This is a genomic window from Nonomuraea fastidiosa (assembly GCF_042751225.1).
Taxonomy (GTDB): domain Bacteria; phylum Actinomycetota; class Actinomycetes; order Streptosporangiales; family Streptosporangiaceae; genus Nonomuraea; species Nonomuraea fastidiosa.
Window position 1 is genome coordinate 8,761,138 of the sequence record NZ_CP170570.1, and the last position, 26,987, is coordinate 8,788,124.

The 26,987-nt window shown below is 72.5% G+C and carries 21 protein-coding genes and 2 pseudogenes; 11 read left to right on the forward strand and 12 right to left on the reverse strand.

Going from position 1 to position 26,987, the window contains the following annotated elements; translation table 11 throughout:
• The first annotated feature begins 414 nt into the window (after positions 1-414).
• The 7 genes from ACFMQL_RS40440 (at position 415) to ACFMQL_RS40470 (ending at position 8,969) form a co-directional block, all read left to right on the forward strand.
• Entirely contained in the window at positions 415-3,171 is a 2,757-nt protein-coding gene (locus ACFMQL_RS40440; protein WP_378790034.1) for an ATP-dependent Clp protease ATP-binding subunit, read from the forward strand.
• A complete protein-coding gene (locus ACFMQL_RS40445) occupies positions 3,168-3,551 on the forward strand; it encodes a hypothetical protein (RefSeq protein WP_364065206.1) in 384 nt (127 codons plus the stop codon). The genes ACFMQL_RS40440 and ACFMQL_RS40445 overlap by 4 nt, the downstream gene beginning before the upstream one ends.
• Before the next feature lie 787 nt (positions 3,552-4,338).
• Complete coding sequence (locus ACFMQL_RS40450) at positions 4,339-5,289, forward strand: rod shape-determining protein (protein ID WP_378790036.1); 951 nt, start codon at positions 4,339-4,341, stop codon at positions 5,287-5,289.
• A gap of 86 nt (positions 5,290-5,375) precedes the next feature.
• Complete coding sequence (locus ACFMQL_RS40455; protein ID WP_364065211.1) at positions 5,376-5,705, forward strand: TraR/DksA C4-type zinc finger protein; 330 nt, start codon at positions 5,376-5,378, stop codon at positions 5,703-5,705.
• 84 nt (positions 5,706-5,789) lie between these two features.
• Positions 5,790-7,307 (forward strand): helix-turn-helix domain-containing protein, encoded by a 1,518-nt coding sequence (locus ACFMQL_RS40460; RefSeq protein ID WP_364065214.1) that lies wholly within the window; start codon positions 5,790-5,792, stop codon positions 7,305-7,307.
• A 128-nt stretch (positions 7,308-7,435) separates the two neighbouring features.
• A complete protein-coding gene (locus tag ACFMQL_RS40465; RefSeq protein ID WP_364065217.1) occupies positions 7,436-8,689 on the forward strand; it encodes an FAD-dependent oxidoreductase in 1,254 nt (417 codons plus the stop codon).
• A 142-nt stretch (positions 8,690-8,831) separates the two neighbouring features.
• Positions 8,832-8,969, forward strand: coding sequence for a hypothetical protein (locus ACFMQL_RS40470; protein ID WP_364065220.1), 138 nt, complete (start codon positions 8,832-8,834; stop codon positions 8,967-8,969).
• Positions 8,970-8,996: 27 nt separating this feature from the next.
• On the opposite strand, the pseudogene ACFMQL_RS40475 reads toward ACFMQL_RS40470, so the two are convergent.
• Positions 8,997-11,274, reverse strand: a pseudogene (locus ACFMQL_RS40475) (FdhF/YdeP family oxidoreductase).
• A gap of 170 nt (positions 11,275-11,444) precedes the next feature.
• Between ACFMQL_RS40475 and ACFMQL_RS40480 the strand changes: the two are divergent.
• Together ACFMQL_RS40480 and ACFMQL_RS40485 are read left to right on the forward strand one after the other, a co-directional pair.
• Positions 11,445-12,311: an LLM class F420-dependent oxidoreductase gene (locus ACFMQL_RS40480; RefSeq protein WP_364065225.1), complete on the forward strand. Its 867-nt coding sequence runs from the start codon at positions 11,445-11,447 to the stop codon at positions 12,309-12,311.
• 417 nt (positions 12,312-12,728) lie between these two features.
• On the forward strand, positions 12,729-13,580 hold the full coding sequence (locus ACFMQL_RS40485; protein ID WP_378790041.1) for an IclR family transcriptional regulator: 852 nt from the start codon (positions 12,729-12,731) through the stop codon (positions 13,578-13,580).
• An 18-nt stretch (positions 13,581-13,598) separates the two neighbouring features.
• On the opposite strand, the pseudogene ACFMQL_RS40490 reads toward ACFMQL_RS40485, so the two are convergent.
• From ACFMQL_RS40490 to ACFMQL_RS40525, 8 genes and pseudogenes are all read right to left on the reverse strand, one after another.
• Positions 13,599-13,880, reverse strand: a pseudogene (locus ACFMQL_RS40490) (SDR family oxidoreductase); the annotation flags it as partial.
• On the reverse strand, positions 13,877-15,127 hold the full coding sequence (locus ACFMQL_RS40495; protein ID WP_378790043.1) for a pectate lyase: 1,251 nt from the start codon (positions 15,125-15,127) through the stop codon (positions 13,877-13,879). The pseudogene ACFMQL_RS40490 and the gene ACFMQL_RS40495, both read right to left, overlap by 4 nt.
• A 333-nt stretch (positions 15,128-15,460) precedes the next feature.
• Positions 15,461-16,429, reverse strand: coding sequence for a CapA family protein (locus tag ACFMQL_RS40500; protein ID WP_378790046.1), 969 nt, complete (start codon positions 16,427-16,429; stop codon positions 15,461-15,463).
• Positions 16,430-16,992: 563 nt separating this feature from the next.
• Positions 16,993-17,721 carry a protein-L-isoaspartate(D-aspartate) O-methyltransferase gene (locus ACFMQL_RS40505; RefSeq protein WP_364065237.1) on the reverse strand — a complete coding sequence of 243 codons (729 nt, stop codon included), beginning with the start codon at positions 17,719-17,721 and terminating at the stop codon, positions 16,993-16,995.
• A 252-nt stretch (positions 17,722-17,973) separates the two neighbouring features.
• Positions 17,974-19,434, reverse strand: coding sequence for a glycoside hydrolase family 43 protein (locus ACFMQL_RS40510; RefSeq protein WP_364065239.1), 1,461 nt, complete (start codon positions 19,432-19,434; stop codon positions 17,974-17,976).
• Between the two features lie 211 nt (positions 19,435-19,645).
• Positions 19,646-21,133, reverse strand: coding sequence for an alpha/beta fold hydrolase (locus ACFMQL_RS40515; protein ID WP_378790048.1), 1,488 nt, complete (start codon positions 21,131-21,133; stop codon positions 19,646-19,648).
• A gap of 99 nt (positions 21,134-21,232) precedes the next feature.
• The gene (locus tag ACFMQL_RS40520) at positions 21,233-22,231 is read right to left on the reverse strand and encodes a LacI family DNA-binding transcriptional regulator (RefSeq protein WP_364065245.1); all 999 of its coding nucleotides are present in this window, start codon (positions 22,229-22,231) and stop codon (positions 21,233-21,235) included.
• Between the two features lie 104 nt (positions 22,232-22,335).
• A complete protein-coding gene (locus ACFMQL_RS40525; protein ID WP_378790049.1) occupies positions 22,336-23,865 on the reverse strand; it encodes an alpha-N-arabinofuranosidase in 1,530 nt (509 codons plus the stop codon).
• Positions 23,866-23,946: 81 nt separating this feature from the next.
• Between ACFMQL_RS40525 and ACFMQL_RS40530 the strand changes: the two genes are divergently transcribed.
• The gene (locus ACFMQL_RS40530; RefSeq protein WP_378790050.1) at positions 23,947-24,120 is read left to right on the forward strand and encodes a hypothetical protein; all 174 of its coding nucleotides are present in this window, start codon (positions 23,947-23,949) and stop codon (positions 24,118-24,120) included.
• A gap of 100 nt (positions 24,121-24,220) precedes the next feature.
• Here ACFMQL_RS40530 and ACFMQL_RS40535 read toward each other — a convergent pair whose 3' ends face one another.
• The 3 genes from ACFMQL_RS40535 to ACFMQL_RS40545 form a co-directional block, all read right to left on the reverse strand.
• Positions 24,221-24,700 carry a hypothetical protein gene (locus tag ACFMQL_RS40535; protein ID WP_364065251.1) on the reverse strand — a complete coding sequence of 160 codons (480 nt, stop codon included), beginning with the start codon at positions 24,698-24,700 and terminating at the stop codon, positions 24,221-24,223.
• Positions 24,697-25,215, reverse strand: a complete 519-nt coding sequence (locus tag ACFMQL_RS40540) for an RNA polymerase sigma factor (protein ID WP_378790051.1) — start codon at positions 25,213-25,215, stop codon at positions 24,697-24,699. The genes ACFMQL_RS40535 and ACFMQL_RS40540 overlap by 4 nt, the downstream gene beginning before the upstream one ends.
• A 70-nt stretch (positions 25,216-25,285) precedes the next feature.
• Positions 25,286-25,912 carry a hypothetical protein gene (locus tag ACFMQL_RS40545; protein WP_378790052.1) on the reverse strand — a complete coding sequence of 209 codons (627 nt, stop codon included), beginning with the start codon at positions 25,910-25,912 and terminating at the stop codon, positions 25,286-25,288.
• A gap of 193 nt (positions 25,913-26,105) precedes the next feature.
• Between ACFMQL_RS40545 and ACFMQL_RS40550 the strand changes: the two genes are divergently transcribed.
• On the forward strand, positions 26,106-26,699 hold the full coding sequence (locus tag ACFMQL_RS40550; RefSeq protein ID WP_378790053.1) for a histidine phosphatase family protein: 594 nt from the start codon (positions 26,106-26,108) through the stop codon (positions 26,697-26,699).
• Positions 26,700-26,987: the final 288 nt, after the last annotated feature.

Genomic DNA, 26,987 nt, shown 5'->3' on the forward strand with positions numbered 1-26,987 from the left:
TCCTCCTTGCCGACGGCCATAGTACCGATCGAAACTGATCAAAGGTGAATTAACAAGTAACAGACATGATTCGTTTGTGACGACCCCTGGACGGCGATAGGGCCGCACCGATAGGCAAGATCGGCCGGCGCGTTGCCCCGCCTACCGTAGTGCGCGCTGATCGCCGTGACAGCCGGGAACGCCGTCGCCGACACGTCCGGCGTGGCCGGTGAGGCGAGGCGAGCACTCCCCCGCGCTGACCTCCGGAACGGCGCCGGCGCGTCCGGCAGGCGCCCAGGACCAGGCCGGCGCGGGCCCCGCCGCCACCTCCAGAGCGAGATCGCCCCCGTCCCACCCACGAGAGGAAACGCCGTGCTTACGGCGTACGGCCAGGGGTAGGCGGCCCGGAAGCGACGTCATGTGAAGGGGGGACCCATGACCTCTGGTGATTACTGGCACTACGGCTATGGCCCCATGGACGAATTGCTGGCCAGGTTCTTCGGGTTCGGGCCGCCGCCGTACAACCGGCGGGTCGATCTCGAACGGCTGCTCAGCGAGGACGCCATCGAGTTGCTGCGCACCGCCGCCCAGAAGGCGGCATCCTGGGGCGCCGCCTATCTCGACACCGAGCACCTGCTGTGGGCCGCCACCCAGGTGGCGGCGACCCGGGCGATGCTGGAGAACGCCGGGGCCGATCCGGAGGCGCTGGCCAGAGAGGTGGAGCAGAACGCCGACAAGCGTGAGCCGCGCGAGGGCCCGGTGCGCCTGGCGCCCGCCGCCAAGCGCGCCCTGCTGGACGCGCGGCAGGCCGCCAGGGCCACCGCGGCGTCGTACATCGGGGCGCAGCACCTGGTGCTCGCGCTGTCGGCCAACCCGCTGTCGGCGGCGGGACGGCTGCTGCGCCATGCCCGGCTCACCCCCGAGTCGTTCATCCAGGAGGGCAGGAGCGCCGCCGAGCCGATGCAGCACCAGCCGCCGCAGCCGAGCACCACGCCGACGCTCGACCAGTTCGGCATCGACCTGACGGCCGCCGCCGACGAGGGCGGCATCGACCCCGTGATCGGCAGGGACGACGAGATCACGCAGGCGGTCGAGGTGCTGTCGCGGCGTACCAAGAACAACCCGGCGCTGCTCGGCGAGCCCGGCGTCGGCAAGACCGCCATCGTGGAGGGCCTCGCGCAGCGCATCGTCAGCGGCGAGGTGCCCGACACGCTGCGCGGCAAGCGGGTGGTGCAGCTCGACGTGGCCGGCCTGGTCGCGGGCACCAAGTACCGCGGCGAGTTCGAGGAGCGGCTGAGCAAGCTGATGGAGGAGATCCGCGCCCACAGCGAGGAGCTGATCATCTTCATCGACGAGCTGCACACGATCGTCGGCGCCGGCGGCGCGGAGGGCGCGATCGACGCCTCCAACATGCTCAAGCCCGCGCTCGCCCGCGGTGAGCTGCACGTCATCGGCGCGACCACGCTCGACGAGTACCGCAAGTACATCGAGAAGGACGCCGCGCTCGAACGCCGCTTCCAGCCCATCCTGGTGCCCGAGCCGACCGTCGAGGACACCATCGAGATCATGCGCGGCCTGCGCGACCGGTACGAGGCGCACCACCAGGTCAAGTTCACCGACGACGCGCTGGTGGCCGCGGTGGAGCTGTCCGACCGCTACATCCCCGACCGGTTCCTGCCCGACAAGGCCATCGACCTCATGGACCAGGCGGGCGCCAGGGTGGCGCTGCAGACCGGGACCACCCCGGCGGGCACCCGCGAGCTGGAGGAGGACCTGGAGCACCGGCAGCGCGAGAAGGACCAGGCGGTCGAACGCGAGGACTACGACCGCGCCCGCGAGCTGCGCGACGAGATCCTTGAGCTCAAGGCCCGCATCGAGCAGGCCAGGAGCAACCGCTGCGGCTTCGCCGAGGTCACCCCTGAGGACATCGCCGAGGTCGTCTCCCGCGCCACCGGCATCCCCGTCGCCCAGCTCACCCAGGAGGAGCGCGAACGGCTGCTCGGCCTCGAAGAGCACCTGCACCGGCGGGTCATCGGCCAGGACGAGGCGGTACGGGCGGTGGCCGAGGCCGTGCGCCGCTCCCGCGCCGGGATGAGCGACCCCAACCGGCCCATCGGATCGTTCCTGTTCCTCGGGCCGACCGGCGTCGGCAAGACCGAGCTGGCCCGTGCCCTGGCCGAGGCGCTCTTCGGCGAGCAGGACCGGATGATCCGGCTCGACATGAGCGAGTTCCAGGAGCGGCACACGGTCTCCCGTCTCGTCGGCGCGCCCCCCGGCTACGTCGGCTACGAGGAGGCGGGACAGCTCACCGAGCAGGTGCGGCGCAGGCCGTACTCGGTGATCCTGCTCGACGAGATCGAGAAGGCGCACACCGACGTGTACAACCTGCTGCTGCAGGTGATGGACGACGGGCGGCTGACCGATTCGCAGGGCCGCACGGTCGACTTCAGGAACAGCGTGCTGATCATGACGTCGAACATCGGCGCGGACCTCATCATGTCCCATCCCGGCGAGGCCTCCCGTGAGCTGCGGGGCCAGCTCATGCGGCTGCTGCAGCAGCGGTTCAGGCCCGAGTTCCTGAACCGGATCGACGAGATCATCATGTTCCGCGGCCTGGACGCCGAGCAGCTCCGCGAGATCACCTCGCTGCTGCTGGAGGAGACCAGGCGGCGGCTGCACGCGCAGGGCGTGGAGCTGGAGATGGAGCCCGCCGCGATCGACTGGCTGGCCCGCGAGGGCTACCAGCCGGCCTTCGGCGCCCGGCCGCTGCGCCGGATGATCCAGCGCACGCTGGACAACACGTTCTCCCGGCTGCTGCTCAACGGGACGCTCCGCGAGGGGCAGCGCGCGCACGTCGCGGTCCGGGACGACGACCTCACCATCACCGTCCTCGACCCGGGCGCGAGGCCGGCCCGGAGACCCGCCCGAACGCGGTCGCCAAGGCGACACCGCGCACGCCGCAGGAACGGCGCGAAGAGAACATCGGCCACTACCTCTGACCGCGAGCCCGAGCCCTGGTTGCCGGCTCGGCCTTCGACGTCGGGCTCGGCCTCGGATCCGGGCTCAGGCTCAAGTTCGGAGGCTCGGGCGCGCAGGCTCGGGCGCGCAGGCTCGGGCGCGGCCTGGGAAGGCGGGGCCTGGGAAGGCGGGGCATGCCTTTTCCCACTTCCTGGGCTATGGTCGGCCGTATGACGGGACCAGGGATCACCTCACGGAGGTTCATCTCGCCGCGCGACGGCGTGATGGGCCTGGTCCTGCTGTCCCTGCTGGTGGCCGGCGCGTTCTCCGTCGCCTGGTACGGCGGCGGGCCGGCGGGCCTGTCCGGCACGTCCGCCGGGCAGGTGTGGCTCGCGGGCGCGTACAAGGACAAGCTGTCCAGCCTGCCGCCGCAGGCGGGCAACGCCCGTGAGCACCACACGCTGTCGCTGTGGCCGCCGTTGCGCGGCACGCGCAACGGCGAGGCCGCCCACCTGGCGCTCCTGCCCTCGCCCGGCTCCGACGGCCCGGCGATCCGCGACCCGCAGCAGGTCGGCCACCGCACCGCGGGCTCCCGCAGCCCGCCGCTTTCCTGACCCCTCCTCCCTTCGCGACCCGCGACATCCTCGGCCCGGCCCAGCCACGCTCTGGACAGGCCCGGAACGCGCATGCCCGGACCGGAGCAGGCGTGACACGCCGTGCCCTCGCCGTTCGTGACTCGGCGAGACCGGCGCCGGCACGTCTCGGCGAAGCTGGGCGTTCGGCGTGCTCCGGCTGTGCTGGAGCGCGGGACTGACCGGCACTAGGGGATGTGGCGCTTCGGCTGACCGTCCCGCAGGTGCTCCCGGGCAACCGGCGCCTCACCGGCCCGGAGGTCCGGCGCTCACCCCTGCGCGCACTGGTTGCGGCCGATCGCCAGAAGCTCCGATCGGCACGCTCCCGACGTCTGGCCGCGTGACCGGCCGGTGATCCGGCGCGTGCAGGAACGCCCTGCGCGCAGAGCATGCCAGTCCGGCCGTGGCCCGGACGTCTCGCCCGTGTCCGGCCGGTGAGCGGCTCCGCGAGCCGGCGTCCGGCCTGCCGGCCGGCGTCGGGCCGGGAGCGCGATGACCGGGCCGGCGGGCCGACGCCCTGCCCTTGGGCCGGACGCTCGCGCGCTGGACGTCGAGGGCCGTGGTGCGGCCGGCGCGGGATGCCGGGGCCGCCCCTGCGCGGGTTCGCGGTGGGGAGGAGGGGCGGGCGGTCGAGTTCGTGGGGCGGCGATCGTGCCGTTCCCCGTCGTTTCGCTACAGCAAGGAGCCAGTCAGTCATGGCCGTGATCAGGTCATTGCAACAACGGACCAGCGGAGTCCGGTGGGATCGACGTCGCGCAGGAGGCGGGGCATGAGCCCGGCGCAGGAGTCCGCGAAATACGGGGGCGGCTTCGTGGCGTTGGACCTCGGTACGGCGTGGACCCGCACCTCGCGCGGAGCCGCCATCGCCGGCCGTCCGTCGGAGGTGCTCGCCGCCTCGTCCCAGGACCCCGAGGCCCGGGTACGCCCGCTTCGCCACGGCATGGTCGCCGACCCGGCCGCATGCCTCCGGCTGGTACGCGAGGCGCTCCAGGACGCAAGACCTCCCGACGACGAACCCGTGGAACGGGTGCTGGTCGGCGTCCCGCTGGCGGCGACCCAGAGCGACCGCCGCGCCGTGCACGCCGCCGTCATCGAGGCCGTCACGGGCCGCCCCGCCACCACGCCGATTCCCGCCACCGTCGGCGGGAGAGCGGGCGGGATCGGTGGCCCGGCAGCCGGCGATCCCGCCCGTCACCCGGCGGCCTCCCCTGCCGGTACCTCTCCCGGTGACTCGGCCGTGGACTCCGAGGACGTGAGCGGCGTCGCGGGTGGGGTGGCGGTGTGGCTGGTGGATGAGCCGGTGGCCGCCGCCGTCGGGGCCGGGCTGGACGTTTCAGGGCCGCAGCCGTTCCTGCTGCTCGACGTGGGCGCGGGGATCGTGGAGGCCGTGGCGGTGTGCGGCGGCTCCGTGTGCGACGCGGCCGCGCTGCAGCTCGGCGCCACGACGAGTGCGGGGCTGCTGCCGTACGCGCTGGACGGGGTCGTGGAGATGACCGCGGCGCTGGTGCGGCGGCTGCCCGACGACGTACGCCGGGCCGTGCCGTCCTTGACCGTCACGGGAGGCGGTGCCCGGCAGCAGCGGCTGCTGCAGCGCCTGCAGCCGGCCCTGCGCATGCCGGTCCACGCGGCGCCGGAGCCCGAGCACGCGACCATCCGCGGCCTGTCCCTCATCGGCCGGCGGCCGGACCTTCTGCCGGAGATCACCCGGTACGGCCGATGAACGCACCGCGGCACGACCCGCCGTGCTCCTCCCGGTGCTCCCACAAGCCAGTCCCCCCAACCAGTCCTCTAGAAAGGGGAATCGTCATGACCGACTCTCACCTCAGCAGCGTGCAGCTTCAGGAACTGCGCGAGGAGCTGCAGCAGCAGCTCGAACGGCGCAGCCGGCAGCTGCTCGGCCTGCAGGCCGAGGCGGAGGGCGGCACGGGCGCCGACGCCCAGTACCAGGAGCTGATGGTGAACCTGGCCGCCGCCGACCGCGCGATCGCCGAACTCTCGCAGGCGCTGGAGCGGGTCAAGGACGGCACGTACGGCCGGTGCTCGGGCTGTGAGGCGGGCATCCCGTACGAGCGGTTGAAGATCCGGCCGCTGGCCAAGTTCTGCATCACCTGCCAGCGTCGGTACGAAGCAGCCTAAAGCGGGCAGATTCGCGTGGCGGGACGGCGGCAGCAAGCCGTCCCGCCACCCTCGCACACGCGACGAGCAGGAGGTCGAACGCCCGTGGTCAGACTGGACCGCCTGGTCAACGTGCTGGGCGGGTACGGCGTGCGCCTGGCCGGCAGGACGGACGCCCGCACGGTGCAGCTGCGCAGCGTGGCGATGCCGGACCCCACGGACGAGCGCCGGGTGGTGGGCGACGTGCTGCTGGCGGTGGGCGCGGCCTCGGTCGCCGAGGCGATCGCGTGGGCGCGGGAGGCCCGTGCCACGGCGGTGCTGGTGCGCGCGGGCGATGAGGCGGCGCGCGAGGTGCCGCAGGACGCCGGGGTGGCGGTGCTGCTGGTGGATCCGGCGGTGTCGTGGAGCCAGCTCGCGGGGATCGTGTTCGGGCTGGTGCTGGAGGGCAGGGAGACCGAGTCGGGGCGGGGCCCGACGGACCTGTTCGCGCTGGCCGACAGCCTGGCGGACGTGGTCGGGGCGGCGGTGACGATCGAGGACCGGCTGTCGCGGGTGCTGGCGTATTCGCGCTCGCAGCAGGCGGGCGACCCGGCGCGGCTCGAGACGATCCTGGCCCGGCAGGTGCCCGAGCGGTTGCGTGAGCTGTTCGAGGCGCGCGGGGTGCTGAGCCGGCTGGCCGCGTCCGACGAGCCGATCTTCGTGGAGCCGGACCCCGAGCACGGGCTGACGGGGCGGATGGCGGTGGCGGCGCGGGCCGGGCGCGAGGTGCTGGGCACGGTGTGGGCGACGTGCGACCGGCCGCTGACGGGCCGGCGGCTGACCGCGCTGTCCGACGGAGCCCGTACGGTGGCGCTGCACCTGCTGCGCTCGCGTGCGAGCGCGGACCTGGAGCGGCAGGTGGAGTCGGATCTGGTGATCCGGCTGCTGGAGGGCAGCGCCGACGCGGTGACCGCGCTGAGCCAGCTCGGGCTTGCGCCGGGGCCGATGCGGGTGATCGCGGTACGCGCGGGCGCCGCGAGAGACCGGGCGGCCGCTTTGCTGCTGGCGTTCGACCGGGCCACCACGGGGTTCGGCTGGTCGCGGCCGGGCCGCAGCACGCTGCTCGGCAACACGCTGTACACGATCCTGCCGGGCGAGGAGGCGCAGGGGGCGCTGGCGTGGGTGGCGGCGCTGCAGGCGGCGCTGCCCGCGGAGGTGGAGCTGGTGGCCGGGATCGGCGCGCCGGCCGGGGCGGCGGAGCTGCCGGCCGGGCGGCAGGAGGCGGACGAGTGCCTGGCGCTGCACGAGAGCGCGGGCGGCGCACCGCCGGTGTACGACGAGTCGTGGGGTGACATCCTGCTGCAGCGGCTGCGGGCCGCCGCGCGTACCGGACGGACCCCGGCGCGCGGCCCGGTCGGCGAGTTGCGGCGGCACGACGCCCGGCACGGCACCCGCTATGTGGCGACGCTACGGGCCTGGCTGGAGGCGCAGGGCGACCCGGTCGCGGCGGCGGAGCGGCTCGGCGTGCATCCCAACACGGTCAGGAACCGGCTGCGCAAGATCGGCGAGATCACCCCGCTCGACCTGGACGACGCCCGCCAGCGCCTCGCCATGATCATCCAGCTCGCCGCGCTCGGCGAATGACCCGGTTGTGGGAAGCGCACAATCGGCGCGGCTGAATTGTCCTGATCGCACAGCGCTCACCCGCCCGCGGACGGTCATCCTGTCACCGTAAGAAGCGAGTCTTCCGAAAGCTGGAAGGAGACGGCGCCATGGTCGACGGCACCAGCGGCTGGCCGCGCAAGGTGATCGTGGTGGGCGCGGGCATCGTCGGCCTGTCGACGGCGTGGTTCCTGCAGGAACGCGGGGTCGAGGTCGAGGTGGTCGACCGCAAGGGCGTGGCGGCCGGTGCGTCCTGGGGCAACGCCGGGTGGATCTCCCCCGGGCTGGCCATCCCGCTCAACGAGCCCTCCGTGCTGCGGTACGGGCTGCGCTCGCTGCTGAACCCCTCCGCTCCGCTGCACGTTCCGGTCACCCTCGACCCTGGGCTGTGGTCGTTCCTGCTGAAGTTCGCCGCCAACTGCCGGTGGCCGTCGTGGACCCGGGCCGTGCGCGCCAACCTGCCGCTCAACGAGGAGAGCATCGAGGCGTTCGACGTGCTCACGTACAACGGCGTACGTGCGCCGCTCGTGCACGCCCCGATCACGGCGGCGTTCCGCACGCCGAAGCAGGCGCGGGCGCTGCTCAACGAGCTGCGCCGCATCTCCGCCGCCGGGCAGCAGGTCGCGCACGTCCCGCTCGGCAGGGAACGGCTGGTCGAGCACGTGCCGCTCGCGTCCGATGCGCTGACCGCCGGCGTGCGGCTCGACGGCGAGCGGTACGTCGATCCCGGCGCGTTCGTGCACGCGCTCGGCGACTCGGTGATGAAGCGGGGCGCCACCGTGTACGCCTTCGAGGTCACCGACGTGCGCAGCGACGGCAGGCAGGTCACCGTGAGCTCGGCCAAGGGCACGACGCTGACGGCGGACGCGGTGGTCGTGGCGACCGGCGCGTGGCTGCCTCGCCTGGCCGCGAAGTGGGGCGTGCGCACGCCGGTCCGCGCGGGCCGCGGCTACTCCTTCACGGTGCCGGTCGATCGTCCCGTTCCCGGGCCGATCTACCTGCCGGAGGTCCGGGTGGCGTGCACGCCGTACCAGGGCAAGCTGCGGGTGGCCGGGACGATGGAGTTCCGCTCCCCCGACGCGCCGCTGGTGCCGGCCCGGCTTGAGGCGATCATCGCCTCGGCGCGGCCGCTGCTCGACGGTGTCCGGTGGGAGGAGCGCACGGACGTCTGGGTGGGTCCGCGGCCGGTCACGCCGGACGGGCGCCCGCTGGTCGGCGCGACCCGGCTGCCCGGCGTGTACGTCGCGGGCGGGCACGGCATGTGGGGCATGACCCACGGCCCGGCCACCGGGCGGCTGCTGGCCGAGCAGATCACCACGGGCAAGCAGCCCGCCGCGCTGCGCGAGTTCGACCCCCTGCGCTGAGCCCGGCCCCGCAAAGCTCCGCCCCGAGGTGGGTCCGGCGCGGTGTGACGCATCGCGCCCTCGGGGCGGCCTGTCTCCGCCGCGCGACGGCTTTCCCCGACTTCTGGGGTGACCCACCGTGATCGGATGCTAGCGTCCGGTTATGCACGATGACGACATGTCAGGGAGGCCGCCGCTGGGCCGCCGCGTGCTGGTCGTGGCGGGGGCGGTGCTGCTGACGCTCGCGTACGTGCTCATGGGCGCCGCCTCGTTCGCGCTGATCACACGTGAACTCGGCTGAGACCGCCGCACCTCCGACCGGCCCGGCCTACGACGCCGGGCGCTCCAGCCGGACGATGACCGACTTCGAGGTCGGGGTGTTGCTGCCGTCGGCCACGCTGTCGAGCGGCACCAGGACGTTCGTCTCCGGGTAGTAGGCGGCGGCCGAGCCGCGCGCGGCCGGATAGGCGACCACGGTGAAGCCGGGCGCGCGGCGCTCGACGCCGTCGTGCCAGACGCCGACGAGATCGACCACGTCACGGTCGGCGAAGCCCAGCTCGGCCAGGTCGTCGGGGTTGACGAGCACGACACGGCGGCTGTGGCGGATGCCGCGGTAGCGGTCGTCGTCGGAGTAAGGAACGGTGTTCCACTGGTCGTGGGAGCGCAGCGTCTGCAGGATGAGGTGGCCGGGCGGGGCCTCCAGCTTGGTGAAGGCGTTGGCGGTGAAGACGGCCTTACCGCTCTCAGTGCGGAAGACCCGCTCGTTGACCGGGTTGGGCAGGCGGAAGCCGCCGGGCTCGGCGACGCGCGCGTTGAAGTCCTCGAAGCCGGGCACGACGCGGGCGATGCGGTCGCGCACGGTGCCGTAGTCGGCCTCGAACGTCTCCCACGGGATGTCCGGATTGTCGCCGAGCACGCGGCGGGCCAGCCGGCTGATGATGGCGACCTCGCTGAGCAGGTGGGGCGAGGCGGGGTCGAGCCGGCCGCGCGAGGCGTGGACCTGGCTCATGGAGTCTTCGACCGTGACGAACTGCTCGCCGCTCGCCTGCACGTCGCGGTCGCTGCGGCCGAGCGTGGGCAGGATGAGCGCGGTCTCGCCGCAGACGGTGTGGGAGCGGTTGAGCTTGGTGGAGATGTGGGCGGTCAGGCGGCAGGCGCGCATGGCCCGCTCGGTGACGGCGCTGTCGGGGGTGGCGCGGACGAAGTTCCCGCCCACGCCGAGGAACACCCGGGCGCGGCCGTCCAGCATGGCCTGGATGGCGCCGACCGTGTCGAAGCCGGGCTTGTGCGGCGGCGTGAAGCCGAACTCCTTCTCCAGCGCGTCGAGGAACGACTGCGGCGGGCGTTCCCAGATGCCCATCGTGCGGTCGCCCTGCACGTTGCTGTGGCCGCGCACCGGGCACACGCCCGCGCCTGGCCGGCCGATGTTGCCGCGCAGCAGCAGGAAGTTGACGATCTCGCGGATGGTGGCCACGCCGTGCTTGTGCTGGGTCAGGCCCATCGCCCAGCACACGATGATCTTCTTGCTGCTCAGCACCATCTCGTGCACGCGCTCGATCTGCGCGCGGTCGAGGCCGGTGGCGGCGAGCAGGTCGGGCCAGCCGAGGGTACGCGCGTGCGCGGCGAACTCGTCGAACCCGGTCGTGTGCGCCTCGATGAAGGCGTGGTCGAGCACCGTACCCGGGCGCTCGTCCTCGGCCTGGAGCAGCAGCAGGTTGAGCGCCTGGAACAGCGCGAGGTCGCCGCCCGGCCGGATCTGCAGGAACTCGTCGGCGATGCGGGTGCCGCGCCCGATGATGCCGCGCGGCTTCTGCGGGTTCTTGAAGCGCATCAGCCCGGCCTCGGGCAGCGGGTTGACCGCGACGACGCGCCCGCCGGAGCGCTTGGTCTCCTCGAGGGCGGAGAGCATGCGGGGGTGGTTGGTGCCGGGGTTCTGGCCGACGACGAAGACCAGGTCGGACTCGTGGATGTCCGACAGGCTCACGCTGCCCTTGCCGACGCCCAGCGTCTCGATGAGCGCGTGGCCGCTGGACTCGTGGCACATGTTGGAGCAGTCGGGCAGGTTGTTGGTGCCGTACGCGCGGGCGAAGAGCTGCAGCAGGAACGCGGCCTCGTTGCCGAGCCGCCCAGAGGTGTAGAAGAGCGCCTGGTCGGGGTCGTCGAGCGTGCGCAGCTCGCCGGCGAGCAGGCCGAGCGCCTCGTCCCAGCCGATCGGCTCGTAGTGGTCGCTGCCGGGGCGCTTGACCATGGGCTCGGTGAGCCTGGCCCTGCTGGTTGAGCCACTGGTCGCTGCGGCCGGCCAGCTCGGAGATCGGGTGCTCGCGGAAGAAGTCGCGGGTCACCCGGCGTGAGGTGGCCTCGTCGGTGACGTGTTTGGCGCCGTTCTCGCAGTATTCGTTGCGGTGCCTGCGGCCCGGCTCCGGCCAGGCACAGCCGGGGCAGTCGATGCCGGCCGTCTGGTTGACGTTGAGCAGCGTCAGCGCCGTGCGCCGGACGGTGGTCTGGCCCAGGGAGTACTGCAGCGCGTGGGTGACCCCGGGCAGACCGGCCGCCCACGTCTTGGGCGGCGTGACGTGAAGGTGCTTGTCGCCTTCGGCCCTGTTCATCGGTGACCATCTCCTCGCGGCTTGCTGCGTAGGTTACCGCCGGTCCGGAACAGGTCGGATCACCGGCCGGGGCCGCCCGGAGCGTCGCGCATGTGAGTGGTGCGCTTTTTGATGAAGATGGTGCTGGTCGATCGAGCCGTTTCCCTCGGATTTCCTTGGAGGCAGTACGCATGCGCATCGGTGTCGTCTTCCCGCAGATCGAGCTCGGCGGCGACGTGGGCGCGCTGCGCGCCTACGGCCAGGGCGTGGAGGAGCTCGGCTACGCCCACGTGATGGCCTTCGATCACGTGCTCGGCGCGGACCCCGCGGTGCACACGGGCTGGGACGGCCCGTACGACGTGCGCACCACCTTCCACGAGCCGCTGGTGATGTTCGGCTACCTCGCCGCGATCACCAAGCTCGAGCTGGTCACCAGCATCATCATCCTGCCGCAGCGGCAGACGGCGCTGGTCGCCAAGCAGGCGGCGGAGGTCGATCTGCTCGCCGAGGGGCGGTTCCGCCTGGGCGTCGGGCTGGGCTGGAACCGGGTCGAGTACGAGGCGCTCGGCCAGGACTTCTCCACCCGGGGACGCCGGGCGGAAGAGCAGATCACGCTCATGCGGCGGCTGTGGACCGAGCAGTCGATCACGTTCGAGGGCGAGTTCGACCGCGTCACCGGAGCCGGGCTGGCGCCGCTGCCGGTGCAGCGGCCGATCCCCGTCTGGATCGGCGCGCAGTCGCCGGCCGCCTACCGCCGTGCGGGGCGGCTGGCCGACGGCTGGTTCCCGCAGATGTCGCCGGGGCCGCGCCTCGACGAGGCGAAGGCGGTGGTCGAGGAGGCCGCCGCGCAGGCGGGACGCGACCCGGCCGCGCTCGGCATGGAAGGGCGGCTCCCCTGGCGGGGCGATCCCGACGAGGTGGCGCGGCTGGCGGATCGGTGGCGCGAGTCCGGGGCCACCCACATCGCCATCGACACCATGCGGGCCGGGCTGGCCACGGTCGACGACCACCTCGCCGCCCTGGCGACCGCCGCGGAAGCCCTCGGCCTCCGCCGCTGACCGGTCGGCCCGTCGCGGGACGGCGCCGAGCGCGTTGCGAGGGGTCGGCCCGATCGCCCGCGTCACGGCCGCGCCGGGCCGCGGCTTTCCGCCGCCCGGACGGCTGGGCCGGGCGGTCCGGGAATTCGGCCGGACATCCCGCTCGCACCTCCTGTTCGGCGCAATCTAGAACGCCGGGACCGCGGCTTTCATGAGGCGGAAGGGCCGCTTGAAGGGGCTCGTCAAGGCCCGCCGGGCCTGCCTTCTGGGCCGGTGGACGAGGCATTTGCGAGCACGCGAAAAGGCCGGGCGGAAAGGCGGTTCCCGCGTACGGGACGACAATTCAGAGAGATTTCTGTGCACTATCGGTGAGTTGTCGGCTTGGGTAGCCTGTGTTAACACTCACGTAACCCGATCAACGGACAGGCAGGTGAGCAGGTGACTGTCCTGGCAGACCGGTCCGCGGAGTCCCATCGCCTGACATCGGCGCAGCGAGTGCTGTCCATACTCGGCGTGTTCGACGCCGAGAACCTGGCGCTGTCGCTCAGCGAGATCAGCCGCCGGTCCGGTCTCACGCTCAGCACCACCCACCGGCTGCTCAACGAGCTGCGCTGCTGGGGCGCGCTCATCCGGCACAGCGACGGCAAGTACAGCATCGGCCTGCGCATCCTGGAGCTGGGCACGCTGGCGCCCCAGGGCGGTCGGCTGCGCGAGATCGCGCTGCCGTACCTGCACGACCTTCAGCACGCGCTGCGCGCCAACATCCACCTCGGCGTGCCCGACGGGCATGACGTGATCTACGTCGAGTCGCTGCGCGCCCGCGACACCGTCCCCGTGCCGAGCCGTCAGGGCGGGCGCTGGCCGCTGCACGCCACCGGCACCGGGCTGGTGCTGCTGGCGTACGCGCCGCAGGAGTTCCAGGAGGAGCTGCTGGCCTCCGAGCTGCGCAGCTACACCGCGAAAACGCTGACCGACCCCGACGAGCTGCGGCGCTTCCTCGCCGAGGTGCGCAGGTCGGGGGTGGCCGTCGTGGAGAGCCAGCTCACCTACGGGGTGATGGCCGTGGCCGTGCCGATCAGGGGGCCGCGCGACAAGGTGGTGGCTGCGGTCGGCGTCACCGTGCCGAGCGGCTCCGCCTCACCGCACGCGCTGATCCCGGCGATGACGACGACCGCGCGCAGCATCTCGCGTGCGCTCGGCGCGCCCTCGGCCGGGGCTCCGGCGCCGCGCCCGCACTGGCGGGTACACGAGGCCACCCGCCCGCTCACTCCCCCGGGGGCCCGGAGGTGACCGGCTCGCTGTCGTAGTGAGGTTGACGGTCATGAGCCGGTCGTAGTGCTCGGGCGTGGTGTCGAACACGCCGCTGCGGTCGCCGGACGCGACGCAGTTGACGGCCGCGTCGAGCGTGCCGAACGCGACCACTGTCTCGGCGACCGCGTCCGCGCAGGCCTGGTCGGAGGTGACGTCGGCGATGACGGGGACGGCCGTGCCGCCCTCCCCGGCGATGGCTCTCACAGTACGTGCGGCGGCCTCGGCACCCCGGGCCGGACGGGCGCCCTCACCCGCCCGCCCGCCTCGCACGCTTTTCACCGGTAGGTGATGTCGGATTCGCGGTAGAGGCAGTGGGTGCCATCGGGGCCGGAGCCGATCTTGGTGGGTTCCTGGCCCTTGGGGACGCCCTTGTAGCGCTCGCAGATGGTGGCGCTGCCGTATACGGTGATCCGGCTGAAGCGGGCGGTGTCGCCCCAGTTGGAGTTGATGCCGGCCAGCACCTTGGTGGAGCGGGCGGTGATGCCGTCCATCACCACGTGCCGCTGGTAGGAGGTCGAGCAGTTGCCGCAGGCCCGGTAGAGCTTGCCGGAGTTGTGCACCTGGAAGTTCTTGATGGTCAGCGTGCCGGCGCCGTTGTGCTGGAACACCTTGTCGCTGCCGGACTTCGCGCCGCCGCCGTCCACCAGGTACGTGGCCGAGGAGCTGGAGCTCTTGAACGTGGCGGCGTCCTCGCCGACGTCGTTCCACCAGACGTTGCGGATCGTGCAGGAGCCCTCGCAGTGGATGCCGTCGCCCGCGGGGGCGTCGATGATGACGTTCTGGATGGTGCCGCCGTTCGGCACGACGAACATCGGGTCCTGGCTCTCGCTCTGGCCGCCGTCGCCGATGCCGTAGTAGCGCTTCATCCCGCCGTCGAAGAACGAGCCGAGCCGCTGGGTCTCGGTCAGGCGCACGCTGCCGGTGTCGGACGGCCACGGGCCGCTGCCGTCACCGTCGCCGCTGGTCGGCGTCACGGTAGGGGTGGGGTTGGGGTCGGGGTTGCCGCCGCCTGCCGCCTTGAGCGTCCACTGCTTGGTGGCGGCCGAGTCGCAGGAGTTCTGTTGCAGCGCGGCACCTGACGAGGTGGAGTTGTCCTTGACGTTCAGGCACTTGCCGCCGTTGGAGTTGACGACCCGGTAGTTCGAGCCGGACTCGGTGAGCTGCCAGGTCTGGGAGGCGGCGCCCGTGCACGTCTCCTGCTGCACGGCCTTGCCCGCGCTGGTGGAGGCGTCCTTGACGCCGAGGCACTTGCCGCTGTGCGCGGCCTTGATCTGGTAGCCGCCGCCGGACGCGGTGACCGCGAACACCTGCCCGGCCCCGCCCGAGCAGGACGCCTGCACGAGCTGCACGCCGTCGCCTGTGCTCTGCCCCGGCACCGCGGCGCACAGGCCGCTGCCGGCGTTGACCAGCGTGTAGTTCCCGTTGGACGGTGCCGCCGATGCGGCGGTGGCGAGCACGGTCACCATCCCGCTGCCCGCGACGAGCGCCGCGGCCAGAGCGGTGGCCAGCCTCCTGTTTTTACGCACGGTGAACTCCCTCTCGCGATACGGCATGGGGCATCGAGCGGCGCGCCCGGTGTTCGGCGCCGCCTGGGGAGCGGCTTGGCAAGCGCTTACCGACTTACGGTAAGCGCTTTCCCGTCCGCAGGAGCAGTGAAGCACAGGGCCGCAAGCCCGCAAAGCACATCGCTTGCGGATGGGGGCGTCATCGCAGGTCAGATGCTGTGCGCCAGTTGCAGGACGGCGCTGAAAGTTTCATGGCCGCCCTGTGGCCCGGTGAGACCCGCCCTGCCGAGGACGAACGCTCGCCGCGGCCACCGGAGCGCGAGGCTTGACGGGCGTCCGTTGGGCAGTGCGGGGTCAGCGGAGGTCGACCAGGAGGCTGCCGTCCTCCCACACGACCTTCGTGCCCAGCGCGGCGCAGACCGCCGTGAAGCGGCTCGCCAGCCAGGCCCGCTCGTCGCCCCTGGCCAGGGTCGTACGGCAGTAGTCGAGCTTGAGCGGCACCGCGCGCAGCTGGAGCGGCCCGAGCTCGTCGATGGTGACCAGGAACAGCAGCGACAGGTCGTTGCGCAGGTCGGGGTCCACGGCGTAGTCGTCGAGGAAGTCGCCCATGTCGTACAGGACGGGCGGCGCCACCCCGTGCGGGACGTGCGCGGAGTGCCCGGCGATCAGCGTGGCGCCGGCGCTGGCCAGGATGCTCGCGGCGGACCGGATGTACGGCAGCGGCTCGGTCGTCATGTTCGGCCCCCAGTGCGGGCTGACCAGCACGACGTCCGCCTCCGCCCGCGCCCCGGACACCGTGCCGGTCAGCCAGGAGGGCACCCCGGCGGGCAGGTCCGCGTAAGCCACGCCGGGCCGTTGGGATGTGGCCGCGAAGTCGTCGGGATGGTCGGTCACGGAGATCACGGCCAGGCGCAGTCCGCCCACGTCGAGCAGCACGGGCTCGCGCGCCTTCTCCAGGTCGGGCCCGGCTCCGGCGGCGCGGATCTCCACCCGTCGCAGGTGGGCGAGGGTGTCCAGGAGCGCGTCGTACCCGAAGTCGAGCGCGTGGTTGTTGGCCAGCGTCACGCAGCCCACGCCCAGCTCGGCGAGCAGGTCGGCGGCTCGCGGCGGGCCGCGGAAGTGGAAGATCTTGCCCGGCGCCGGCCACGGGCTGCCGCGATCGGACAGGCAGCATTCGAGGTTGAGCAGCGTGAGATCGGCCTCGGAGAGGTACGCGCGGACCGCGTCCGACACGTAGTCCCCGGGGTCGGTGGACTTCGCCAGCAGGTCGGCGACGCCCCGGCCGAGCATCGTGTCACCCGCCAGCGCAAGCGTGACGCTCACCTGGCTCCCCTTCCCACCCCACCACCCCCAAACCCGCCCCGAGGGGCCGGACCAGCGGGGGGCGCGGCGGCCCCTCCGCGCCCCCGCAGCGGCCCAGGCTTTGAGGGCGAGGCGTACCAGGAGGCGCTGACCGTCAACCGTCAGCCGCATCGCAGATCGCCCGCACGCCGCCGCGCCGTCCGCCGTCGCCATGCGCCGTCACGCCGTAGCCGGGTCCGGATGAGCGCGCGCCCACCCAGTGCGCCGCCCTCCCATCCCCCGCGCCGTCAGGGCACGCCAGGCCCGCACTGTCCGGGGGGCGGTTCGCCTGTAACGGTCGAGGGGCGCCACGCTCCCACCGTCGAGGCATGCCACGCCCGTGCCGTCAGGTGGCTCCACCCCCGTGCCGTCAGGAGGTCGCTCGACAGCGCCGTCACGGGGCGCCATGCCCCCCACCCCCGAAGGGGGCGCCACGCCCGTGCCGTCGCGAGGTGGCTCTCCCGCGCCGTTGCGGAGCGGCACGCCCACGCCGACGGGAGCGGCCCCCGGCCATCCAAGGGAACGGCGACGGCTGCTTCCTCCCCTTACGGGCCGGGGATGAGGGGGACGAAGGATGCGGGTGTCACCTCGCGGATCTGCGCCAGCCGTCCGCGTCGCTTGGTGAAGAGCGTGACGATGTCGGCGATCTGCCCCATGACGGGCATGATGAGGCGGCCGCCCTCGGTGAGCTGCTCGGCCAGCGGGGCGGGCACCTCGGGGGCGGCGGCGGAGACGATGATGCCCTCGTACGGCGCGTGCTCGGGCAGCCCGGCGGTGCCGTCACCGACCAGCACTTCGACGCCGGTGATGCCCGCGGCGGCGAGGTTGGCGCGGGCGTGCGCGGCGAGGTCGGGCAGGCGTTCGACGGAGTAGACGCGCCAGGCGAGCCGGGCCAGCAGCGCGGTCTGGTAGCCGTAGCCGGTGCCGATCTCCAGGACGGTCTCGCCGCCCGACAGCCGCAGCGCGTCGATCATCTGGGCGACCAGGGACGGCTGGCTGGTGGGCTGGCCGTGGGCGAGCGGGATGGGCTCGTCCGCGTAGGCGCGCGCCACTGAGCGCGGCGGCACGAACAGCTCGCGCGGCGTTGCGGCGATGGCCGCAAGCAGGCGCAGGTCGCGCACACCGACCTCCTCCGCCGCCACCACCAGGTCGGCGGCGCGGCAGTCCCGTCCGGCGGCCTCGGCCAGGTCCAGGGCATGCGGGTCCCCCGCCCGCCTCGCCGCCCTGATCAGGCTCCGGAGGCGGGGGTCCCCCGCCTGCCTCGCGGCCGTCATCACGCGCTCCCCCAACGACCGTCATCTCTCCGCCACACGGCTGACACCAGGTCCCCGTCACGACCTTCTCCGCCCAGTGGCCGGCACTTCTCCGCCCAGTGGCCGGCACCGAGCCCCTGTCCCGACCGTAACCGGGGTCTTCGCCCGGCCCGGGTCGGCGGGCAGGGCCGCCGCCCGCCGATGAGAGGCGCCGTGCGGCGTCGCTTCCGGCCGTGCAAGCCCCCTACCCGTGAGGGCCGGTCTCACCGCTCGTCAGCCGGTGACCTGCCGCCAGGTGGCGTCGGCGCGGGCCTGCGCGTCGTTGATCGGGTCGAGCCGTAGCAGGTAGTCGTAGTGGCGCAGGTAGCGGTCGGGGTAGTTGACCGACTGGTACGAGGTCCACGAGGAGTCGGCGAGCCCGGCGACCGGCCGGAACGTGGCGTCGGCGGCGAAGGTGCCGCTGCCGTCGTCGGCGGCCAGCGTCAGGTCGAAACCGTAGTGGCGCAGGTAGTAGCCGGGGTAGTTGACCGAGGCGAACGACACGGTGCCGGACCCGCCGGCCAGTCCGGGCACCAGGCGGAACTGGGCGTCCTGGGCGGGGCTGACGTTCGCGTCGATGCGTACGTCGAAGTCGGCGTGCCGGATGTAGCGATCCTGGAAGTTGTAGGACTGGATGCGGCTGATGGGCACATTGTCGCCCCAGCGGCCGAGCACCCGGCTCTCCTCGGCGGCGGTGATGCTGAGTATCGAACCGTGCCGCTTGCGGTTGCCGCCCATGGAGTAGTCGCTGCGGGTGCGGAAGTTGCGGGTGCTGCCGAGGTCGGTGGAGGTGATGGGCATGTAGCCGCGGCCGGTGGCGAACTGGTCGAGCCACAGCGCCCATTCGTCGCGGTCGTTGAAGCGGGCCCACATGGGGCCTTCGACGACGGTGCCGCCGCCGGTGCCGTTGGTGATGCCCATGTGGGAGAGGTCGCCGAGGGTCGTCCATGTGCCGAGGATCGAGTCGGACGCCTCGATCGTGATGTGGCCGTCGGCGGAGGCCCGGTAGTAGCGGTATCCGCCGGCGCCGCTGGGCACCTCGATGATCTGGGTGTCGATGATGCCCTGGGTGCCGCCGCGCTCGATGTAGAGCTGAGGCGTGGTGAAGGAGCGGAAGTCGCTGGTGCGGACGTACCAGATGCGGTGTTTCTTGACGCCGTTGACGGGCGAGTTGGTGGCCCAGTAGAGCACGTAGTCGCCGGTCGCCGGGTTGTAGATGGCTTCGGGCGCCCAGGCGTTGCCCGCGCCGGGGATGGCGCCGGCCACGTTGATGAGCCAGGGGGACGACCAGTTCACGAGGTCGCGCGACTCCCACACGACGAGCGAGGTGCTGCCGCGGTTGGCGGCGTCGTCCCAGGAGGTGCCGCCGGCGATGCGCAGGTCGGTGGCGACGATCCAGTAGCGGTCGCCGTTCGGGGAGCGGACGAGCGAGGGGTCGCGCACGCCGCGGGTGCCGACGGTGGAGCGTAAGACGACTTGCCCGTTGTTGAGGTCGGTCCAGTGCAGGCCGTCGTCGCTGTGGGCGAGGTAGATCTGCTCGCCGTTGGCGGACTCGCCGGTGAAGTGGGCCATGAGGTAGCCGGTGAACGGTTCGAGCGCGGTGGCCCGCTTGGGGGCGACGGCGGCCAGGCAGGTGAGCAGGAGGCAGGCCGTGGCGAGCACCACGGCGGTCCTGCGGGGCAGGGTCGCGGACATGCGTCTCCTTCTGAGGGGCACGACGCTTCTGTTAGCGTTAACATTCCTGCGCCGCCGGACAACGCATGCACATCGGCGGCGCCCTCAGTGTGATCGCCGGGCTCCGCAGGGTCAACGACTTCTGCAAACGGCTGCAAACGGCCGCGACACGGCGGAACGGGGCCGCGCGGCGCACTCGCGCGCGACCCCGTTCCCCGGGAAACGCCCGTCCTCAGCTCTTCGGCTGCGGCTCCTCGGCCGGGCCGCGGATGCCCCGCTTGGGCACGGTCAGCGAGATGAGGTAGGCGTCCATGACCTTGGTGGTGCACTCGGTCATGCCGTAGATGCCGTGGCCCCACCCCTCGTACGTGAGCAGCGTCGCCTTCGGGCCGAGCTGCCTGGCCACGTTCGCCGACCACTGGTACGGCGTGTCGGGGTCGTGCTTGGACGTGGCCACCAGCAGCGGCGCCTTGCCCTTGTAGCGCAGCCGGTGCTGCGCATTGGTCACCGGGTGGCCCTGGCAGATCGGCATGTCGCCCATCGGCATCGGGTTGTAGCGGACGTCGGGCGCCACCGCGTTGGCGGCCCGCATGATGGCGGCGTACTCCTTGTAGTCGCGCAGGCCCAGGTCGAAGTCCTGGCACAGGATCGCGGTGGGCAGCTCGGCCCACCTGCCGTTCACCGGGCCGTTGCCGGGCGGGCCCGGCATGTCGTCCGGCACGGGACCGCCGTCCAGCGCGAGCAGCACCTGGGCCTCCAGATGCCAGTTCGGCGCCTCGTTCATGATCACGGCGAGCCAGAGCAGGTTGTGGGCGCTCACTTTGTCGTCGCCGCCCGGCCAGACGAGCTGTCCTCGCTCGGCCTTGGCGAGGAGCTTCTTCCACAGCGCGCGGATGTCGCGGCCGTTCAGGACGCAGTCTGCGGAGCGCTCGCACCAGGCCACGAACTCGTCGAAGCTGTCCTGGACGGTGGCCGCCTCGCTCACCTGGAACGCCTTGACGTTCAGGCTGTGATCCATGTTGCTGTCCAGCACCATGGCGCGGATGCGGTTCGGGAACAGCTCGGCGTACATCTGCTGGGCGAGCGTGCCGTAGGAGACGCCGTACGAGGTCAGCTTCGCTTCGCCCAGCGCGGCGCGGATGGCGTCCATGTCGCGGGCGACGTTGACCGAGTCGAGGTGGTCGTAGAGGGGGCCGGTGCGCTTGCGGCAGTCGGCGCGCAGCTTCTTGTCGAAGGCCAGCCACTTGTCGAAGTCGGCCTGGCTCTTCATCACCGGGTCCGGCATCTGGTTGTAGACCGAGGCGGTGCAGGTGACCGAGCCGCTGCGGGCGACGCCGCGCGGGTCGTAGCCGACGATGTCGAAGCGCTTTTGGATCTCCTCGCTGAACCCGCTGGGGCGCAGGATGCCGTCGACGCCGGAGTTGCCAGGACCGCCGGGGTTGGTGAGCAGCGACCCGATCCGCGCGGAGGGGTCCTTGGCCTTGCGCCGTGCCAGAGCCAGGTCGATGGTGGGCCCGTTGGGCTTGGACCAGTCGACGGGCACTTTCAGCGTGGCGCACTCGACGCTGGGCTCCTCCTTGCACGGCCGCCAGGTGACGCCGCGTTTGCCGACCGCGTCCGTGACGTCCTTGCCTGTCACCGACGCGGTCGCGATGGGGGCCGTCAGCGTGGTGCCCATCATCACGAGCGCGGTGGCGAGCAGGGAGGTCTTTCTCAGCACAGTTCTCCTAACGATGGGGGCCCCTCCGTGATCAATGACCCACGAATGTAACAGCCAAGAGGGGCACACCTGACATCAATTAAGAAAACGGGCAAATGACTACACGGTGGACTCGCGGCTCACCAGCTCGTACGGCGCCACGAACCGCCCCGTCGGCCGCCCGGGGTCGGCGATGCGGGCCGTCACCAGCTCGACCGCCTTCGCGGCCATCCAGGCGTGGTCGGGCGCCACGGTGGTGAGCGACGGCACCAGGTACGCCGCCTCTGCGATGTCGTCGAACCCGGCGAGCCGCACGTCGTCCGGCACCCGCAGCCCCGCGTCGGCCAGGCCGCGCAGCACGCCGATGGCGACGGTGTCGGTCACCGCCACCACGCCGTCGAACGGCCGCCCCGAGGAGGCCAGCCGGTGCGCCGCCTCCCGGCCCGCCTCCATGGTGAGCGTGTCCAGCTCCACGCGCAGCCCGGGGTCGGCGTCGAGGCCGCGGGCGGCCAGCGCCGACAGGTAACCGTGGTGGCGGGCGGTCACCATGTTCAGCCCCCAGTCGAGGCGGCCGGTGACGATCGCGACGGCGCGGCAGCCCCGGTCGAGCAGGTGGGCGGTGGCCGCCGCGGTGGCCTCCTCGTTCGGCATGGCGACATGGTCGAAGCGCCCGGCGAAGTCCTGCTCGCCGAGCATGACGATCGGATGGTCGCCCTCGGGCGGCACCCGCTCGCGGCCGTCCAGCCCGACCGCGCTGAGGATCAGCCCGTCGAACTGCAACGTCCGCGCGTGGGCGATCGCGTCGATCTCGCCGGACGCCGCCGCCCCGGTCTGCTCGATCGCGACGTGGAAGCCGCGCCGCCCGGCCGCCTCGATGACGTGGGAGGCGAGCCGCCCGAAGTAGGGCCGGTCGATCTCGGGCACGGCCAGCCCGATCACGCCGGTGCGCCCCGACCTGAGCGTGCGGGCCGAGACGTTGACCCGGTAGCCCGAGCGCTCGATGGCCTCGCGCACGCGGCGGCGCACCGGCTCGCTGACTCCGCCGCGGTTGTTCACCACGTTGGAGACCGTCATCTTCGACACCCCGGCCAGCCGGGCGACGTCGTCCATCGTCACCATGCCGCCGAGAGTAGCGCCGCGGCTCAGGCCGGGCGCGCCTGCACGGCGGCGAAGGCTCAGGATGGGCTCGCCTCGACGGCGACGAACGCTCAGGCCAGGCGCGCTCAGGCCAGGCGCGCCTCCACGGTGACGAAGGAGTGTGCCGGCAGGTGCACGCGCAGCCCGGACGCGGTCGCCGTGACCTGCTCGTGCGGGCGCGGCGCCACCGCTTCGGGCGCGTCCGGGGTGTTGTGCGCGCGCAGCTCACCGGCGGTGAGGATGCGGGCGCGCGGCTCGGCGATCGCGCCGCCGCGCAGGTCCAGCTCGACGTCGGCGGCCTCGCCCGCGTCCACGTTCGACAGCGACACCAGCAGCCTGCCGTCCTTCCTGCTGGCCGACAGCGACACCGTGCGCAGCTCCGTCCCGTCCACCTGCCGGGCGGGCAGGCCGCCGGGCAGGTCCACCCGCAGCGAGGCGGCGTCCTGGTGGCCCTTGTTCATCTCGAACACGTGGTACGTCGGCGTGCGCACCAGCGCGCCCGAGTCGGGGTCGGTGAGGATCATCGCCTGCAGCACGTTCACGGTCTGCGCGATGTTGGCCATGACCAGGCGGTCGGCGTGCTTGTGGAAGACGTCGAAGTGCAGGCTCGCCACGAGCGCGTCGCGCAGCGTGTTCTGCTGGTAGAGGAAGCCGGGGTTGGTGCCGGGCTCGACGTTCCACCAGGTGCCCCACTCGTCCAGCACCAGGCCCACGTTCTTGCCCGGGTCGTAGCAGTCCATCACGTTGGAGTGACCGGTGATCAGCTCGTCCACGCGGGCGGCCTGCACCATCGTGCGGTAGTGGTCGTCCACGCCGAACTCGGTGGCCGAGCCCTTGTCCTGCCAGGTGCCGGGGATCGTGTAGTAGTGGAACGACAGCGCCTGCATGAACGGCGCCGGCCGGTAGGCGCAGCCCAGCTCGCCGAGCTGCTTCATCAGCGTCTCGGTCCAGGCGTAGTCGGCGCCGTTGGCCCCGGCCGCGATGCGGTAGAGCTTGTTGTCGCCGTGGTCGCGGCAGTAGGTGCCGAAACGGCGGGCCTCGGCGGCGTACTGCTGGGCGCTCATGTTGCCGCCGCAGCCCCACGCCTCGTTGCCCAGTCCCCAGAAGCGCACCCGCCACGGCTTCTCGCGCCCGTTGGCCTTGCGCAGCCGCACCATCGGCGAGTCGCCCTCGCGGGTCAGGTACTCGACCCAGTCGCTCATCTCCCGGACGGTGCCGGAGCCGACGTTGCCGCTGATGTACGGCTCCGCGCCGAGCAGCTCGCACAGCGCCATGAACTCGTGGGTGCCGAAGTGGTTGTTCTCCTCGACGTTGCCCCAGTGGGTGTTGACCATGACGGGACGGCTCTCCTTGGGGCCGATGCCGTCCATCCAGTGGTACTCGTCGGCGAAGCAGCCGCCGGGCCAGCGCAGGTTGGGGATGTTCAGGGCGCGCAGCGCCTCGACGACGTCGAGCCTGATGCCGCCCTCGTTGGGCAGGTCGCTGTCCTCGCCCACGTAGAAGCCGCCGTAGATGCAGCGGCCCAGGTGCTCGGCGAAGTGGCCGTACAGGTGGCGGCTGATCACGGGACCTGGGACGTCGACGTTGATGATGGCGGGCACGGTGACAGGGCTCATCGAACGCTTTCCTCGCGGTTAGGGTGCCGGTCGGAGCGACTTTATCGATAAACCTCCCTCCTTGACCATCCCCGGACACCAGTGCAGACCCTGGACTTCCAGGGACGGCGCACCCGCACCGTCCGGGTCAGCACGCCGCTCTCGCTTTCCCGAGGCAACGCTCACCGCTCCACCTCCCAGCGCGCGCCCGCCGCCCGAGCGGCGGGCGAAGGCGAGCAGCAGCGCTTCGAGCGCGGCAACCCGGTAGCGCGGTAGCGCTGCGGGCGGCGGCAGGGCGGGGCGAGAGGCAGCGGCGCAGTGGCACGGCGGGCGGCGGCGCCCCGGTGGCGCGGCGGCATGGCGGCGTGGCGGCGGGTCAGGTGCCGCCGGTCAGGTCGCGCCGGCGGCGTAGCAGCGCAGCGCGCTGGACGTGCGCCCTGACGGTCAGCGCCAGCGCCACCACGACGACCGGCGCACCGGCCCCCAGCGCCACCCCGAGCCCTTCGCCGCGCTGGACGGCCAGCACGATGAGGAGCGTGGTCGTCGAGGCGGAGGCGACCAGCGCGAGCCACCCGGCCACCACCCGGTCGGTCGCGAACAGCGCCACCCGCCGCCGCAGCAGCCACCCGCCGTAGCAGGCCCAGCCCAGGCAGAACGCGGCGAGCAGGCCGAACGCCAGATGCGTGCGTCCCGGCAGCGGCCCGGGCTCGGTCGCCCACAGCCCCACGACGAACAGCGCGCCCGCCACCCCGGCGATCAGCGCGGCCATCGCGCGGATGCGCCGGGCGGGCGACAGCGCGGGTTCGAGCCGTTCCAGCAGTTCACGCGCCGGCAGGCGCGGCTCCTCGTTCGTCATGGCCGGTACCCCTTCTCCTCCAGGCGGGCGCGCATCAGCCGCCGCGCCCTGCTCAGCCGGGACTTGACCGTGCCCGCCGGGATTCCGCAGATCTGCGCGCAGTCCTCGACCGGCAGGTCCTGCAGGTAGTGGAGGACGAGGATCTCCCGCTCGGGCGGAGGCAGCAGCGCCAGCGCGGCGATCAGCTCGGCGCGGTCGAGCGCCGCGCCCGCCGGGTCGGCGGCGGTCTCGTCTCCGGCGGGTGCGGGCGGCTCGGCGTACCGGCCGCGCAGCCGGTCCATGACGGACCTGCGGGCGATGGTGAACAGCCAGGGCGCGAACCTGTCCGGCTCGCGCAGGCGCGGCAGGCCGCGCACCACGGCCAGCCATACCTCCTGGCTCACGTCGTCGGCCCGCTCGGCGTCCAGCATGCGCCGCACGTACGTCCACACCGGCGTGCGCCAGCGGGACACGAGCTCGGCCAGCGCGTCCCGCTCACCTAGCTGGGCGCGTACGACCAGCAGCTCATCGGTCATCTCGTCCTCCTGTCACCCTGCTCAGTCGGGCGGGAGGCCGATCCGGTTCACGGGGCGGTTCAGCAGCCGGTCATTCTGCGGCGCAGACGGGCGCGAGGGCCAGGGTCAGGGCGTCGCGGTGCAGGCGGTCGAGCCCGGCGCGGGTCTCGGCGGCGCGGCGGGCCTCGGCGAGGGCGGGCGTGCAGCGCCGTGGCACCCCGCGTACCGGCTCGGTCTCCTTGAGCAGGCGGAGCAGGCGCGGGGTCAGCAGGTCGAGCCGCGGGCGCACGTCGGCGGCCAGGTCGGAGCGCGGGTGCGGGAGCAGGGCGGGGCGGGCCCGCCAGCGTTCGTGCAGGCCGCGCCGCACATGCTCGGCCGCCGCGATCTGGGCGCGGAAGAACCCCACGCCGGTCGGGACGGGCAGGCCGATCTCGACGGAGTGCTCGGCCACGGCGTCGAGCAGCTCGCGCTGCCCGGCCGGGTCGGCGACGAGCGTGGCGGTGCCGAATTCGGCGGCGGCGACCGCGTCGGCGAGCAGCAGCCGGCGTACGGTCAGGTCGGCCAGCTCGGGCAGCTCCTCGAGCCCTGCGGGTCCGGGCAGCGCCGGGTCGTCGGCGGCGGTGCGCCCGGATCCCTGGGTGGGCGCGGTGGTGACGGCGAAGAGTACGGCGGCGATGGCCGCGGCGTGGCAGGCCAGGGGTAGCGCCTGACGAGGCATGAGGACGACTCCTGTGCGTGAATCCTTGACAACGCACCGTACATGCCCTCGGCGGCGGTCCACCATCCGCCCATGCGCCTCGTGACGGCGAGGACACCCCGGCATGGCCGTTTCAGGACGATTCACCGCGCAAAATCCGCGACTTATGACAAACTTCCCTCTCACCTATCATCTCACCCATCAAGGGGCAAAGGTGGCGAATCGCTATCTGTATCTGGCACGGCACGGCGAGGCGATCGACGAGGGCGAGCTGAGCCCGATCGGGCGCGAGCAGGCCGAGCTGCTGGGACGGCGGCTGGCGGAGCACCCCATCACGGCGGTGCACCACAGCCCGCTCCCCCGGGCCGCGGCCACCGCCGAGATCGTGGCCGCCCATCTGCCCGGCGCCGCCGTACGATCCGGCGAGGTGTACGGCGACTACGTGCCCGCCGCGCCCCCGCGCGAGGAGCTGCCGCCCCGGCACGCCGCGTTCCTCGACGGCTTCACCGAAACGGAGCTGGCCTCGGGCCCGCCGCTGGCCGCCGAGGCGATCGCCCGGCACGCCGGCCCGGCCGCTGCCGAGACCCACGAGCTGATCGTGACGCCCAACTACCTCATCGCCTGGTTCGTCCGGCACGCGCTGGGTGCGCCCGACGCCCGGTGGATGGGGCTCAACCAGGGCAACTGCGCGCTCACCGCGATCCTCTACCGTCCCGAGGCGCCGCCGTCGCTGCTGTTCTTCAACGACATGAGCCACCTGCCCCCGGATCTGCGCTGGACCGGCTTCCCCGCAGCGCTGCGGGCGTGAGCCGTCTACGGTTGGAACTGCGACGCCCGGCACGACCCTCGGGCGCGGCCACGGAAGGAAGCGACCCCGCCATGGGCCTGGAGATGGAGAGCCGGCGCTCCGACTCGCCGTACATCGAGCGGGTCTGGCGCAGCCGCAGCAGCGGCGTCTCGCAGATGCTGTCGGTCGCCTCCGCCCGCCTTGAGCTGGTCTTCTGGGAGCAGCAGGGCCGGATGAACGTGGCCGTGCAGGGGCCGGAGACGCGGGCGAGCCGGGCGCCGGTGCCCGAGGAGGCCACGTTCATCGGGA